Here is a 13,410-nt window from a genome sequence, read left to right on the forward strand (position 1 = left end):
TAGCCGCGTTTTTTTTTTGCCTCGGTTAAAGTGGCACGGCCACCAGTTTAACGACCGATTGTTTCTTAAGATAGGCATCTAGGGCTTCGGCGAGAGGGTGCTTTTTATTGACATAGAAACTTAGCATTGAAAAAGAAGATAAGGCCGCTGTATCGGCTATAATCTCGTTTTCGATGCCCAGCTCTTTTGCAACCTCGATTATGCTTAGGTCTATGCCAACAATAAAATCAAGACGTTCCGCCATGAGCATTTTTAATCCTGACGTAAAATTCGGAATGATCGTTACATCAGCGCCAGCTTCATTAAATGCGTCTAAATAGGCGCTACCTGAGTTCAAATTTAAGTAACCAATAGACTTCGACTTTAAATCTTTCCAATTAAATTGGGCGGGACTGCGTTGAAACAGTTTGTAGTGCAATGACTTTTCTAGCTCTTCATAACGTACATGATCTGAGTGATTCTCAACGGGTGGTAAAAAGGTAATTAAATGCTGGCCTTCAGATGCGCGAATTTGTGCCCGGGCCGGAGGAGCAATGTAAAAGTGAAAGGGCTGTTGAAAACCAGACAATATTTTTATAATTAAACTAGATGAGTAGCCCTTTTCTGTATTGTCGGCATAGACGAAGGGTGGGTAGGGCATAGCGATGATCTCGAATGCTTTATCATTTGCCGTTTCCTCCGCGGAAGCAAATGACAGCAGGCCTAACAGAAGTACAAAAGCTCCCATATTAGCTTTTTGTTTCAAAAAGGTCGTCGAAAGATAACTTAAAGTATAAAGGTAAATTCTCAATCCGTTCTCCAGGGTTCGCATCTCTACAAAAAGGCATCGGCCTTGTGCATCGTTCGGCACGGTATGTGTCTATTCTTAGAAGAGTGCAGTTAGAAATTGCAATCAGTATAGTTCATATTGATCGGGATACTAGGACGATATGTAAAGAGGTAGGACGTATTAATTGGATACAGTGAGCAGTGTTGAAATTGGCCAACTCGTTGTATGCCAATTTCAACAGAGCAGTAGGGCTAACATTGTTAATGTAGCGAAATCTGTTATTTTGATTTTCCTAATATAACCCAGCCAACAATAAGATCTGCAAGCCCAACTGCGGCTAAAATAAGACCCAGAGTATAACTAGATCGAACTTCAGTTCCGACCATATTGCTAAGGCTACTTACTATGCCCCCTAGAGATTCATCGACATTTTTAACGGACTGATTGTAATCATAAACCTGATACAAGTCGTAACCGCCATAGGCCAAGATGGCTAGCCCAGTTAAACATAAAATACTGCCAATAAGTTTTTTTTGAGCGTTGTTCATAGAATCTCCTGATAAGAAAAAAGCGGCTGACTCGCCGCTTTAACGTGTTAAATGTTTTATTGGTGGTGGGCTATTCGTTCAGGAATAATGCCCTTTGGCGCGTACCTTAGCACCAAGGTAATGGTTAGTCCGATCACAAATACCCGAGCTTGCAAGGCTCGACTGTCTAGATCTGATGGTGCTTCCCAATTGAACCAAAGTTCGCCAAGCTGTCGAATAACATCAAATGCATAGAGTGCAACTGGCTCAGACATCGTCCAAATAATATAAACGAAGACGGCACCAAATAAAGTTCCTAAATTGTTGCCCGCACCCCCTAGTATAACCATCACCCAAATTAAAAAAGTATGGTTAAGCGGTATGTAACCAGAGGGATCGAATATGCCATTAAAAGTGGTCAGTACCGCGCCACCAACACCCATTAAAAATGAGCCAATTACAAAGACTTCCAAGCGACGTTTATTTACATCTTTACCCATCGCAAGAGATGAGGTTTCGTTGTCACGAATCGCTCGTAACATACGTCCCCATGGTGCATTGTAAGCCCGTGTGAGCAAGAAGAAAATGCCAGCAATCATTAAGGCTGTAACCGATAAGTAAGCGGCTCGAGCAAGTTCAAACCCTAAATCAGCCGGACCCGGCACTGGCCACTTCATGGGTGAAACGGTTAAGGTTCCGTGCGTGAGCCAGTCTGCATTCTTTAGAAATGCTTTAATGATTTCAGCAATACCTAAGGTCGCAATTGCCAAGTAGTCACTGCGTAGGCCTAAGCATATATGACCCACGAAATAGGCAATCAAACCTGCGACAGCACCGCCCGCTACCCATCCAAACCAAACCGGTAAACCAAAGCCACCTATAAAGCCATGTTCTTTTTCAATAGCTGAGGCCACTGGATCTAACTGTGCCATGAAAATGATGTACACAATAGCAATTAATAAAATGGTTATAAATCGTTGCCATTTTTGCGTGACGCCGAATTTTCCTAGCTTAACGGAAGCAACAATCAGAGCAATGCCGATCAGCAATTTGAAAAACACAGAGCCTAAATCGCCCGGTAAATCGGATGCCCAAAATTCTTCGTTCGCAGGAAAAGAAAACAGCATGGTCATGAATCCGCCCATGGCTAAAAAACCCATGATTCCGGCGTTAAATAAACCTGCGTAACCCCACTGTATGGTTAAGCCTAATGCAATGATGGCATAGCAAGATGCTTCTACAAGCATACGTAAGCTGTAGGCGGTGCCCATAAATGCCATGATGGTTAAAATAATAACGAGCAGACCTGAAAACAGAACGGCTTCTTTTTTATAATTCGCTAACATTAGATCACCTTCCCTTTCAAGATACCGGTCGGCTTAAGTACCAAAATGGCGATGAGGATAAAAAATGGCACCGTAATTTTATATTCTGTTGGCACTAAGGCTAAGTTATTGGGTAAATCCCAGCCCATCGCGTTTTCTAATGGGCGTAACAAAATCGCCCAATTGAATACGGCCAGCGTTTCCGACATGCCCACTACAAACCCACCAATGACCGCACCATAAGGATGGCCTACACCACCGACGATAGCCGCCGCGAAGATGGGTAATAGCAAAATAAAGCTTAAATCAGGCTTCAAAGAAACATCCAACGATAATAGCGTACCTGCCGCGGTGGCTAATGAACCGGCAATTACCCACGTAACGACGACAACCATATTTACGTTTATGCCTGAAATTCGAGCAAGGTCAGCGTTATCTGACATGGCTCGCATCGCTTTTCCTAAACGTGATTTCGTTAAGAAAAAGTGCAACGCCACAACGGCTGCAATGGTGAAGACAAATAATAGAATTTGAGGTTCTGTAATGACCAATTTGCGTGATGCAAGTTCCCAAGGGAGTTCTAGACGAAAAATTTCTTTGCGATCATCAATAAACATATTGCGTGAATTGGTGCCAAAGAATAATCGGATTACGCCTTGTAACATTAAGGTCACGCCGATAGATGCCATCACAAGTACAATGGGTTTAACGTTGTTTTCACGCAGTGGCTTATAAAACGCTTTATCCATACCTATGGCGAGAACACTGGTGATAACCATAGCCACAGGCAGCATGACAAAGGCTGTTGGTAGTCCAATGGCTTGGCCAGCGGCTGGGAAAAGTGCCGTTAGGAAAAAAGTAATAAATGCCCCTAAGGTCATTAAATCACCGTGTGCGAAATGGGCAAAGCGAAGAATACTGAAAATCAGTGTAATACCGATTGCGCCCATAGCATAAATAGAGCCAATTACCGCTCCAGAAATAACTACTTTATTAATAAAAAAGACGAGTTCGTTCACAATTACACTCCAGTTTAGTGGCCGCCAAGGAAGCTTTTGGCTACTTCCGGATCATTTAACAAATTTTCACCTGTGTCGGTGAAGCTGTTTCGGCCTGCGGCCAGTACAAAACCTTTGTGCGCGATTCGTAGCGCTTGTTTTGCATTTTGTTCAACCATAAGAATGCCAACGCCTTCTTTATTGATTGCTTCGACGCGATCAAAAATTTCATTCATATAAAGAGGGGATAAGCCAGCGGTCGGCTCATCTAACAGTAAAACTTTAGGCTCGATCATCAATGCACGACCCATGGCCACCATTTGACGTTGACCACCTGAAAGTTCGCCCGCAGGTTGGTTGCGTTTGTCTTTCAAATCTGGGAAGTAATGGTAAACCGATTCCAAGGTGTTTCGAAAATTCCCTTTGCGTAAGTAAGCACCCATTTCTAAGTTTTCTTCAACGGTCATGCTTACAAAGACGTTTTTTTCTTGAGGTACAAACGACATTCCGTGGCTGACTAATACATGCGGCTCAGCATTGGTGATATCGACGCCGTTTAACTCAATTGAACCTTCGGTGACATTAAGTAAGCCGAAAATTGCCTTCAGAGAGGTCGATTTTCCGGCACCGTTAGGGCCGATAATGACCCCAATTTCATTAGCATCAACCGACATATTGACACCGTTTAAAATATTCATGCCGCCGTAGCCACCATGAATGTTTTTTGTTTCTAAAATAGCCATGATTTCTCCAAATTAAGCGGCGTCGTTACCAAAGTAAGCTTCGACAACTTTTTGATTGTTACGAATATCTTCAATAGCGCCTTCAACCATGACGCTGCCTTGTGCAAGTACAATTACGGGGTCGCACAGCTTGGCAATCATGTCCATATCGTGTTCGATAACCAAAAAGGTAATGCCTAATTCGCGATTCATGCGCAAAATATTATCTGTTAAATCTTTAAGTAGAGTACGGTTGACACCCGCGGCCACTTCATCGAGAAGAACGACTTTGGCGTCTGTCATCATGGTTCGACCGAGTTCTAATAACTTTTTTTGCCCGCCAGATAAGTTGCCTGCCAGTTCATTCTTTACATGGTCCAAGCCAATGTATTGAATAACCTCTTGTGCTTTTTGGCGAACTTCGAGCTCTTGCGCCATGACCTGCTTAGGTTTTAGCCACGTATTAAAGATGTTTTCACCCAATTGGTTGGGCGGCACCATCATCAAATTCTCTAGAGCCGTCATTTGCGAAAACTCATGCGCAATTTGAAACGTTCTGAGTAAACCTTGATTAAAAAGCTGGTTGGCTGTGAGTGAAGAGACATCTTCACCGTCTAATAGAATTTGTCCAGAATCTAACGGAATGGTACCGGCAATGATATTAAAAATTGTCGATTTACCTGCCCCGTTTGGACCGATCATGCCCGTTATTGACCCTTTTTCGATGTCAAAACTGCAATCATTAATTACTTTCAGGTGCCCGAACGATTTCTCGACGTGCTTAACCTCGATCATGGATGACATTGACTTCTCCAGTGTGGCTTTTAGCCTTTCTCTTTTTATAAGCACATCAGCATCAAGGATTGCCTGTTGTCTGTGTGCTTTTGTTATTGCGTTGTGGACGGGTTAAAAACAATCAAACTGCTAAGAGCGCTAAAAAGTCGATGATTCTTAGTAGCGCGAACTCACTGCTTTCAGGCGTCACACCCGCTTATATTGATAACGGCGTAGTTTACCTATTCTTGGCGGCTAGGTCAGCCGCTATGAGCGATATTCAACACGGATAGGTCGCATTATTGGTATTTTTTTGTATATCTGTAATGCCGCAGCAGTAAAATGACCAATATAATAGTTGCAATAATGGGCAGTGTAGCGCTTGGGTAACGTTGAAACGGCGTTAGCCCAGATCGCAGCGTTAACTCACCTATTAGCTGTGCTTCTGTAAATTGCTCTGAAACTTTTAGAAGCTTACCTTGGGCATTCATTAGCGCAGAAAGACCATTTTGAGTGGCACGTGCCATATCTCGGCCATTTTCAATTGAGCGCATTCGAGTTATTTGTAGATGTTGATGAGGTGCAATGGAATCTCCAAACCATGCATCATTACTAACTGTTGTGAGTAATTGTGATTCTTTGGCTAATTTACGAACAATATCTGGATAAGCGGCTTCATAACAAATTACCGGTGCAAGAAAAATTGGCTCGCCTTTTAAGCTAGTGACCAGTGGTGTTTGCGGTTTTAGCGCGGGTGACATACCCGAAATTGAAATGTTGAAAAAGCCGATTAGATTACGCAGGTGTGGATCAAAAGGAACATACTCTCCAAATGGTACTAAGTGTTGTTTACGGTACTCTTCACCTTGTGCCATACCATGGCCCTGAACGGCATTAAAATAGCGCGGTCCTTCTTTCGTAACCACGCCCGTTAATAACGTCTGGTCTCTTTGACTCATAATAGATTGTACTTGTGCCATGAAATTAGGGATTTGATCAGCACGCCGAGTCATAGCGGCTTCTGGCCACAACATAATATCGACATCGGGTAAGGTTTCTATTTGCTCGCCATAAAACTGTAAAGTTGCTAGCTGTTGAGATGATTTCCATTTGTCTTGTTGAGCAATGTTACTTTGAATTGCGGCAACTTTGACTGTTGATTGCGCTTGCGTCCAATAATCTGCGGGCAACCACAATCCTGCAATGTTTAACGACAGTAGTACAAGCAAAGATCCGGCTAGGGGCCGAACCGCCGATTGGAACCCTGTTTGCTGCCAACGTAAAACAGCCAATAGCAGCAGTGCACTTATAAAGGCTAGAATTAAAGAAAGTCCGTACACCCCTATTATTGCAGCAAGTTGTGCCATGGGTAGATCGATGACAGCATAACCTGTAAATAACCAGGGCATGCCCGTCAAAAACCATTCGCGGAGCCATTCAAAAAATAGCCAGCTCAATGGGCTAGCCAGCAATAAGCTCAGCTTCAGCTTTTGGAGAAAGCGAACATGAAACCACAGCTGTATAGCTGTTAAAAACGCCAGCGCTCCGCAAAATGCGGCCGTGAGTAAGAATGAAAGAGCGACAGGGGTGTCTACCGTGCGCATACTGCCATAGACCCAAGATACCCCGAGTCCAAAAAAGCCAATGCCAACTACCCAGCCTAGCCAAAAGGCGACTTTAGGTTGGTCAATGACTGATTGCAGCCAGAAAAACCCAGCGATACCGACCAACGCCAGTGGCCAAATATTGAAAGGGGCTAAAGACAAAGGGATGCAAAGACCAATAGCAAAGGCAACTACTATTTTTACGGCGAGCGGTTTTGAGGTGAACATATAAATAAGAGGATCCTTCAAGAAGTCTGCTGCACTTTAACCTGTCGCTCATAGGTCGACAAGCATTGGCCTTATTGACTAACGGTGGCAAGCGCATCAGACTAAGTCAAAACCATTGAGTGAAACAGCATGGAAATACAGGAAGATCGTGAATATCAAGCAAAGGCCATTAAGTTACTAGATCAAGAGCTTAAAAATTGTGCTTGGGATTCAAAAATTGATAAAAAACGCATCATGGCACTGTACGCCGAAGCCAGCTTAATTGTCCAAAATAGCAGTAGCCATAAAAAGCTCATGGCTCTAGCTCAAACTTTGATCGATTCGCTGGCGCGTATCGTTCGTTGCGTAGCTATTGAAGAGGAAGCCGCAAAGCGTACCCTTATTAAAGGGCGGGAAGTAGAGTTAGAAGCAGAAGTGCTGTTTTACAACACAGACAATGAAGTTAAGGAAATGCGAAAATTTGCCGGAAAAATGAAACGGCATAACGCCAAACCTCGGGCCGATAATCGGTTTAAGCGTTAAATTAAAGCCTAAACATGACTTTCAAAACAATAACAAAAATAGTACCTGTTCAAAGTCTAAAATCATTGCTTCAACCTCATCCAAAAGAGGACACCTTAGTTGATGGATTACGTGGGCTGTCAGCGATAATGATCGTGATTTTTCACGCCATGTTCGCTGTATACTTTCTGTTTAAAAACCGGCCGGAACTCTTTCAACTCTATATAGAACAATTTGATTTCCCGTTACGATTTCTTTTTGGCTTCGATAAAGCGGTTGATATTTTCTTCATGATCAGCGCTTATTTGCTGGGGAAGCAATTAATTGGGCAAGCTCGGAGTAAGGGCATACAAGCTCGACGCTTTTACCTAAATCGTCTATTTCGCATTTACCCGTTATTTATAATCGCGCTTATCTTATATAGCCTAGGCAGTTGGCATCTATTTGAGCGCGATTTTTGGTTTAATTTAATCTTTATCGATAACTTTATGCACAATACGATCATCCCTGTCGGATGGTCACTTTCGGTAGAGATGCAATGCTATTTAGTGTTGCCGCTCGTTATTTACTTGTCTGAAAAATCGAAATACCCGGTTTGTTTTATAGCCGTGTTGCTATTGCTCTCTGTCGGCTTACGAGGGTGGGTGGCGCTCACGCATCCGGAAGTCTATCAAGTACCTTTTCATTCGATTTTTATGAATCCAAGCATTGATTATCAATATATGGGTCAAATGTACTACGCAACCCCAAGCCGGCTAAGTAGTTTTATCGTTGGCTTGCTGTGGGCTGCAATTGTGATGCATGAGAAGTTTCAACATTATTATAATCGCATTTCTCAAAATAGGTGGTTCGCAAGACCACTCATTCTATTTTGTGCCATGCTGATGTTCGTCAGTTTATTTTTCCCAATTTACGATGCCAAGCTTTGGCAGCATTGGCCTGTTCTCGAATCGATAAATCTTTATTTAGTTGTTTTACACCGTGTTGCGTTTGCAATGGCACTTTTGATTATTATTTTATTGGTTCGAAAGCCCACAAGCCTATTCGTGCGATTGCTATCTTGGCGCGTGCTGCGCGTTTATTCCAAGTTAGCCTTCCCTGTGTACTTGTTTCATTTCCCTGTGCTGGCGATTTCGTGGCTGCTGGTCATGCAAACGACTAACTTAAAATCGATAGAGGTTGTTACGCCGCTGCAAACTGCTGCGGCGGCACTTATAGCCTTAATTTTAGTGGCCTGGGTCGCGCTGCCATTACACTTTTTAATTGAACACAAAGGAATACGATTCGGGCAGCGACTGAACCAAAAGCTGTCCGGTCAATAGTCACGACCGCTTCTGTTTTTGGTAAAGGGTCACCACGGCTGCACCACCTAACCCTAGGTTATGTTGCAAGCCAATCTTTGCATCTTGAACTTGGCGAGCGCCTGCGTTTCCACGTAGCTGTTGAGTGAGCTCAAAACATTGAGCCAACCCAGTAGCGCCCACAGGGTGGCCTTTTGACATAAGCCCGCCGGATGGATTCACGACTGTTTGGCCACCATAGGTGTTGTCTTTGTTTTCTACAAACTCGGTAGCGCCACCGGCAGGGCACAGCCTCAAGCCTTCATAGCTAATTACTTCGTTAGGGACAAAACAATCGTGTAATTCGACAACATCTATATCCAGTGGGTTTACGCCGGTTTGCTGATAAACTTGGTCTGCCGCTCTTTGGGTCATGTCTGCGCCTACAAGATTTCTGGCATTATCCCAAGAGCTTGGCGTATCAGTCGTCATCGCCTGCCCAGTAATGGCGACACTGGCGTCTATACCGTGTTTTTTAGCAAAAGCCTCACTGCAAATAACGGTCGCTGCAGCACCACAGGTGGGCGGGCAGCACATAAAGCGGGTGAGGTAATTCATGTATACGATTGGAGAATCTAAAACATCAGCTTCAGTTAAAGGCGTGTTGAGTAAAGCAAATGAATTGTTTAACGCATGGGTTCTGGTTTTTACCGCCACTTTTGCATACAAAGACGGATCTGCATCATAGGTGCATAGATAATCGTGGCCTGCAGCGCCGAAAGCTCTCAGTGCAATAGGCCCTTCGGGGTAGCCCATTTGATCTAGCTTGGTGTGGAAAATGTCAAAGGGTGATTCGCGGTCTTGCCAGTGTGACCCTAACGCACCTTTCTGCATTTCCTCGAAGCCAAACGCTAAGACACAATCTACAGCACCACTGGCGACGGCTTGTCGTGCTAAGAATATGGCTGTAGAGCCAGAGGAGCAGTTATTGTTTACGTTGATAAACGGGATTCCGGTCATAAAGGCATCGTAAAGTGCGTGCTGACCGCAGGTTGAATCGCCATAGATATAGCTGCCATACGCTTGTTGAATCGCCTTTGGTTCAAGCCCCGCATCGGCGAGAGCGCCCTGAATTGCTTGAGCGGCCATTATGCGAAAGGGCTGTTGTTGGCCAGGCTTGCTAAATTTAATCATGCTAACGCCAGCAACGATAACTTTATTCATATGGACACCCAAAAGTTGTATTTAGGCGATTGAGTTTATCGGCTCTTAATAGCTATGTCATGGTTCAATAGTTGGAGAGCCATTCCATTTATGCACATTTGATTTAAATCAAGGCCGTTATCAAATAATCAAACAGCCACCATTTTGTGACTCTAAGCAGTTTTAAATCACTATTTAAAGGTGTAAAGTGAAGTTAATCCTTCCTGCATATCTGGGTGAAACGATGCGAAAAACACTTCGGTCATTTTTATTCAATACGAGCTTAATAATTACGGTCTCCTTTTCATGGTCAAACGAAGTGCCTTCGGCGACCGAGTTACTTAATAAAGTCGACAAACTTTATCAGCAAGATAACGCCTACGCTAAATTAACGATGGAGATTCAAACCCCCGATTATCAGCGGTCTATGAGTATGGAGTCATGGTCCATTGGGTTGGATTATTCGCTCATGCGTGTATTGACGCCCAAAAAAGAGCAAGGCGTCGCAACACTGAAGCGAGAAAACGAAATGTGGAACTATTTACCTAAAATTCGTAAAACCATCAAAGTACCGCCTTCTATGATGATGGGTAGCTGGATGGGCTCAGACTTTACTAACGATGATTTAATGAGAGAAGGCTCTTGGGTTGAAGAGTTTGAAGTCGATCTAAGGGCCGAGAATGGCCAGTATATTCTTGATCTTGTCTCCAAAGAAAACACCGTCACCGTTTGGGGGGCCATGCAAATTATCATTGATCAAGAGACATTGTTGCCGATTAAACAAATATACCTAGACGAAGACGGTTCCGCCGTCCGAGAGATGGTTTTTAGTGATATAAAAACTTTTGATGGCGTTACCTTACCCTCAGTAATGACATTAACACCCTTAACCAAAGATGGGCATTTAACCCGCGTCACTTACGATGATCTTAGCTTTAATGTTGAGATAGGCAGTGATTTTTTTACTGTGCAAAATTTACAACGACGCCGATAAGTAGGGTGACACAATGTTAATGTTTAAGCTGGCGTTTCGAAATATTTTAAGGAATAAGCGCCGTACCATACTGACGATGCTCAGTATGTTTGGCGGATACACCTTGTTGGTGTTATCGATATCCGTTCAAAGCGGCTCTTACGATCAGGTGATCGACTTTTTTACCCAAGACTCGACAGGCCATGCCCAGGTTATTTCACCGGGGTACTTAGAAAAACCGACGCTCTATAAAACGGTTCCTGCGACAGAAGAATTTTACCTGCAAATTAAGAGCTTAAACCGAGTAACTCACGCCGTGCCCCGAATTGTGAGTGGCGCATTAGCCTATGGTGAAACAAAAAGCTTTCCGGTACAGGTTGTTGGGGTCGATGCGGTCAAAGAGCGTGACATGTCTTTTTTGGAAGACAAGGTTAAGCAAGGGCACTATTTTACGGATCTGCCCACTGAAGACGGCCTATACGATGCCATGATCGGTGCCGCCGTTGCGCGTCAATTATCTTTAGCCGTCGGTGATGAGCTTATTCTCATTTCGCAAGCAAGCGACGGGTCTTTAGCGAACGACATCTACAATGTGGGAGCCATTATTGGTGACCAAAAAGGAGCCGAAGCTCGGACTGTTTATTTGCCAATTGTAGCAGCGCAGTCATTCTACGTTATGGAATCGCAAGCACACTATTGGGCCGTGCTTTCAGACGATGTCGGTTACAGCGATAAACTGGCCGCGGATTTAAATAGCTGGTTGCAGGAAAGTGACTATTCAAATTTACAATCGAAAAGTTGGAAGCTGGTAGCAAAAGACTTTTATGCTGCCATGACGGCTGATATAGAAGGTGGTTACATCTCCTACTATATCATTGTGCTATTAATTGGCATTGGCGTATTGAATACAGTGCTGATGTCAGTATTGGAACGCACTGGAGAATTCGGAGTTCTAAAAGCCATCGGCACGTCACCAAAACGTTTGTTCTCGTTGATTGTGCTTGAAACGCTAATGTTGGCCGTATTGAGTTGCTTGTTTGGGTTTTTAGTGTCCTTGCCTATCAACTATTTTTTAGCGCATGTGGGCATAAGCTTACCCGATCCAGTGGAGTTCTCCGGTGTGACGATGTCGCATATGCAGGGTTTATGGAACGTATCGGTGTTTGCAGAGCCAGCCTTGATAATTATATCCGCTGCGGCGTTAATATCTCTGTTTCCAGCAAGAAGGGCTGCAAGAATAGTCCCTGTTGAGGCTATGAGGAGCTTATGAATGAGTATTAATTGGACGCTCGCCTTACGCAATATTATGCGTAATAAACGACGCACCTTATTAACGTTGTTATTGATCAGCGCCACGCTCAGTGTCCTTATTTTTACGGATGGTTTTATGCGTGGAATGACTGATGTCATGATTCGCTCTGCCACTCGACTGTATCCAGGTGACGGTCAAATTCACCACTCAGAATATCTCGCCGATCGTGATGGGGCAAAATTTATTGTCAATATTTCTGAAACAGTCGAGAGCATCAAAAAGCAGCCGTTGATAGAAAGCTATACGTTGCGCGCGAATGATTTTGGAATGGTTTCAAGTACAGCCAATAATTTACCAGTACAAGTTGCGGGGATAGATGCCGAGCTGGAAGCAACGGTATCTAAACTCAAGCTCAGCATGATACGAGGAAATTATTTAGACAATAACGGTGTGAATTCGCAAATACTGATTGGGGAACCTTTGGCTGAATTACTTGAGGTGGGCCTGGGTGATCGTTTGGTAGTATCTGTGAACAACTATCAAACAGAATCGATAGAGCAGCGATTGTTTCGAGTCAGTGGCGTTTTTAAGATGAACTCAAAATTTTTTGACGAAGGGCTGGTATTTATTCAACTGCCGTTGGCGCAAGAAATGATGGGCATTGGTAGTGGTGTGCATGAGATAGCGTTCAATTTCTACGATGAATCACAGTCCAGTAATACAGAACTTGAACTTTGGAGTGATTTATCATCAAGTTCTATAAAAGCGCAAGGCTGGGTGCAATTGATGCCCGACCTTGCCGCCATAATAGGCATGATGGATTACAGTATGTTTGTTATTGGAAGTATTTTGTTCATGGTTGCAATTTTAGGTGTCGTAAACGCCATGTTCATGTCTATTTATGAACGTACCTATGAGTTTGGTGTTATTTTGGCGATTGGTACTCGCCGCAGCCAAGTATTTCGCTTAATTTTAATTGAAGGCTTGGTGCTCAGTCTTGTCTCAATTGTTGTTGGCTCGCTACTGGGTGCGATCTTAAACTTCACCGTAGGGCGCATCGGAATTGACTACAGTTCGATGGATATTTCTGGAGTGGCTTTGGCCGAAGTTATCAGAACCGATTTGAATTGGAATCAGTTTACGGTATTACCGATGTCGGTATTGGCCATGGTGATCATTGCAAGCCTTTATCCAGCGATACACGCCGCCAGAATTATTCCAGCGAAAGCATTGCATAAAAGTTTATAGGAAAGA

15 protein-coding genes are annotated in these 13,410 nt (G+C 43.7%); 6 read left to right on the forward strand and 9 right to left on the reverse strand.

Features of this window, described 5'->3' with window-relative positions; translation table 11 throughout:
- Window positions 1–25: 25 nt before the first annotated feature.
- The 6 genes from QWZ13_RS08125 to QWZ13_RS08150 all read right to left on the reverse strand — a co-directional run bounded on the left by QWZ13_RS08125 (window position 26) and on the right by QWZ13_RS08150 (window position 5,145).
- Complete coding sequence (locus QWZ13_RS08125) at window positions 26–850, reverse strand: type 2 periplasmic-binding domain-containing protein (RefSeq protein ID WP_290281338.1); 825 nt, start codon at window positions 848–850, stop codon at window positions 26–28.
- A gap of 197 nt (window positions 851–1,047) precedes the next feature.
- Entirely contained in the window at window positions 1,048–1,317 is a 270-nt protein-coding gene (locus tag QWZ13_RS08130; protein ID WP_290281339.1) for a hypothetical protein, read from the reverse strand.
- A 56-nt stretch (window positions 1,318–1,373) separates the two neighbouring features.
- The gene (locus QWZ13_RS08135) at window positions 1,374–2,642 is read right to left on the reverse strand and encodes a branched-chain amino acid ABC transporter permease (RefSeq protein ID WP_290281340.1); all 1,269 of its coding nucleotides are present in this window, start codon (window positions 2,640–2,642) and stop codon (window positions 1,374–1,376) included.
- Complete coding sequence (locus tag QWZ13_RS08140; RefSeq protein ID WP_290281341.1) at window positions 2,642–3,640, reverse strand: branched-chain amino acid ABC transporter permease; 999 nt, start codon at window positions 3,638–3,640, stop codon at window positions 2,642–2,644. Before QWZ13_RS08140 ends, QWZ13_RS08135 begins: the two co-directional genes overlap by 1 nt.
- Before the next feature lie 14 nt (window positions 3,641–3,654).
- Window positions 3,655–4,362 carry an ABC transporter ATP-binding protein gene (locus QWZ13_RS08145; protein ID WP_215999045.1) on the reverse strand — a complete coding sequence of 236 codons (708 nt, stop codon included), beginning with the start codon at window positions 4,360–4,362 and terminating at the stop codon, window positions 3,655–3,657.
- Between the two features lie 12 nt (window positions 4,363–4,374).
- Complete coding sequence (locus QWZ13_RS08150; RefSeq protein WP_215999046.1) at window positions 4,375–5,145, reverse strand: ABC transporter ATP-binding protein; 771 nt, start codon at window positions 5,143–5,145, stop codon at window positions 4,375–4,377.
- Between the two features lie 59 nt (window positions 5,146–5,204).
- Here QWZ13_RS08150 and QWZ13_RS08155 point away from each other — a divergent pair, with 59 nt between their 5' ends.
- Window positions 5,205–5,408 carry a hypothetical protein gene (locus QWZ13_RS08155; RefSeq protein ID WP_290281342.1) on the forward strand — a complete coding sequence of 68 codons (204 nt, stop codon included), beginning with the start codon at window positions 5,205–5,207 and terminating at the stop codon, window positions 5,406–5,408.
- Between the two features lie 6 nt (window positions 5,409–5,414).
- On the opposite strand, the gene lnt is transcribed toward QWZ13_RS08155, so the two are convergent.
- Together lnt and QWZ13_RS08165 are read right to left on the reverse strand one after the other, a co-directional pair.
- Window positions 5,415–6,881, reverse strand: a complete 1,467-nt coding sequence (gene lnt / locus QWZ13_RS08160; RefSeq protein WP_290281343.1) for an apolipoprotein N-acyltransferase — start codon at window positions 6,879–6,881, stop codon at window positions 5,415–5,417.
- Complete coding sequence (locus QWZ13_RS08165) at window positions 6,802–7,044, reverse strand: hypothetical protein (RefSeq protein ID WP_290281344.1); 243 nt, start codon at window positions 7,042–7,044, stop codon at window positions 6,802–6,804. Before QWZ13_RS08165 ends, lnt begins: the two co-directional genes overlap by 80 nt.
- Before the next feature lie 32 nt (window positions 7,045–7,076).
- On the opposite strand from QWZ13_RS08165, the gene QWZ13_RS08170 reads away from it, so the two are divergent.
- On the forward strand, window positions 7,077–7,469 hold the full coding sequence (locus QWZ13_RS08170; protein ID WP_290281345.1) for a hypothetical protein: 393 nt from the start codon (window positions 7,077–7,079) through the stop codon (window positions 7,467–7,469).
- A gap of 14 nt (window positions 7,470–7,483) precedes the next feature.
- Window positions 7,484–8,770, forward strand: coding sequence for an acyltransferase family protein (locus tag QWZ13_RS08175; protein ID WP_290281346.1), 1,287 nt, complete (start codon window positions 7,484–7,486; stop codon window positions 8,768–8,770).
- Here the strand turns inward: QWZ13_RS08175 and QWZ13_RS08180 are convergent, their stop codons facing one another.
- The gene (locus QWZ13_RS08180) at window positions 8,771–9,952 is read right to left on the reverse strand and encodes a lipid-transfer protein (RefSeq protein WP_290281347.1); all 1,182 of its coding nucleotides are present in this window, start codon (window positions 9,950–9,952) and stop codon (window positions 8,771–8,773) included.
- A gap of 187 nt (window positions 9,953–10,139) precedes the next feature.
- On the opposite strand from QWZ13_RS08180, the gene QWZ13_RS08185 reads away from it, so the two are divergent.
- Genes QWZ13_RS08185 through QWZ13_RS08195 form a run of 3 tightly spaced genes read left to right on the forward strand, consistent with a single transcriptional unit; the run spans window position 10,140 to window position 13,404 of the window.
- A complete protein-coding gene (locus tag QWZ13_RS08185; protein WP_290281348.1) occupies window positions 10,140–10,925 on the forward strand; it encodes an outer membrane lipoprotein-sorting protein in 786 nt (261 codons plus the stop codon).
- A gap of 13 nt (window positions 10,926–10,938) precedes the next feature.
- Window positions 10,939–12,174: an ABC transporter permease gene (locus QWZ13_RS08190; RefSeq protein ID WP_290281349.1), complete on the forward strand. Its 1,236-nt coding sequence runs from the start codon at window positions 10,939–10,941 to the stop codon at window positions 12,172–12,174.
- Complete coding sequence (locus QWZ13_RS08195; protein WP_290281350.1) at window positions 12,175–13,404, forward strand: ABC transporter permease; 1,230 nt, start codon at window positions 12,175–12,177, stop codon at window positions 13,402–13,404. It abuts the gene before it with no gap.
- Window positions 13,405–13,410 lie beyond the last annotated feature (6 nt).

Origin of the sequence: Reinekea marina, assembly GCF_030409715.1 — a bacterium.
Taxonomy (GTDB): Bacteria; Pseudomonadota; Gammaproteobacteria; order Pseudomonadales; family Natronospirillaceae; genus Reinekea; species Reinekea marina.

What these genes read in the sequence shown, in the direction of transcription:
- QWZ13_RS08130 (WP_290281339.1), bottom strand. Translation starts at nt 1,317, where the DNA reads ATGAACAACGCTCAAAAAAAACTTATTGGCAGTATTTTATGTTTAACT.
- QWZ13_RS08135 (WP_290281340.1), bottom strand. Translation starts at nt 2,642, where the DNA reads ATGTTAGCGAATTATAAAAAAGAAGCCGTTCTGTTTTCAGGTCTGCTC.
- QWZ13_RS08145 (WP_215999045.1), bottom strand. Translation starts at nt 4,362, where the DNA reads ATGGCTATTTTAGAAACAAAAAACATTCATGGTGGCTACGGCGGCATG.
- QWZ13_RS08150 (WP_215999046.1), bottom strand. Translation starts at nt 5,145, where the DNA reads ATGTCATCCATGATCGAGGTTAAGCACGTCGAGAAATCGTTCGGGCAC.
- QWZ13_RS08165 (WP_290281344.1), bottom strand. Translation starts at nt 7,044, where the DNA reads ATGCGCTTGCCACCGTTAGTCAATAAGGCCAATGCTTGTCGACCTATG.
- QWZ13_RS08170 (WP_290281345.1), top strand. Translation starts at nt 7,077, where the DNA reads ATGGAAATACAGGAAGATCGTGAATATCAAGCAAAGGCCATTAAGTTA.
- QWZ13_RS08175 (WP_290281346.1), top strand. Translation starts at nt 7,484, where the DNA reads ATGACTTTCAAAACAATAACAAAAATAGTACCTGTTCAAAGTCTAAAA.
- QWZ13_RS08180 (WP_290281347.1), bottom strand. Translation starts at nt 9,952, where the DNA reads ATGAATAAAGTTATCGTTGCTGGCGTTAGCATGATTAAATTTAGCAAG.
- QWZ13_RS08190 (WP_290281349.1), top strand. Translation starts at nt 10,939, where the DNA reads ATGTTAATGTTTAAGCTGGCGTTTCGAAATATTTTAAGGAATAAGCGC.
- QWZ13_RS08195 (WP_290281350.1), top strand. Translation starts at nt 12,175, where the DNA reads ATGAGTATTAATTGGACGCTCGCCTTACGCAATATTATGCGTAATAAA.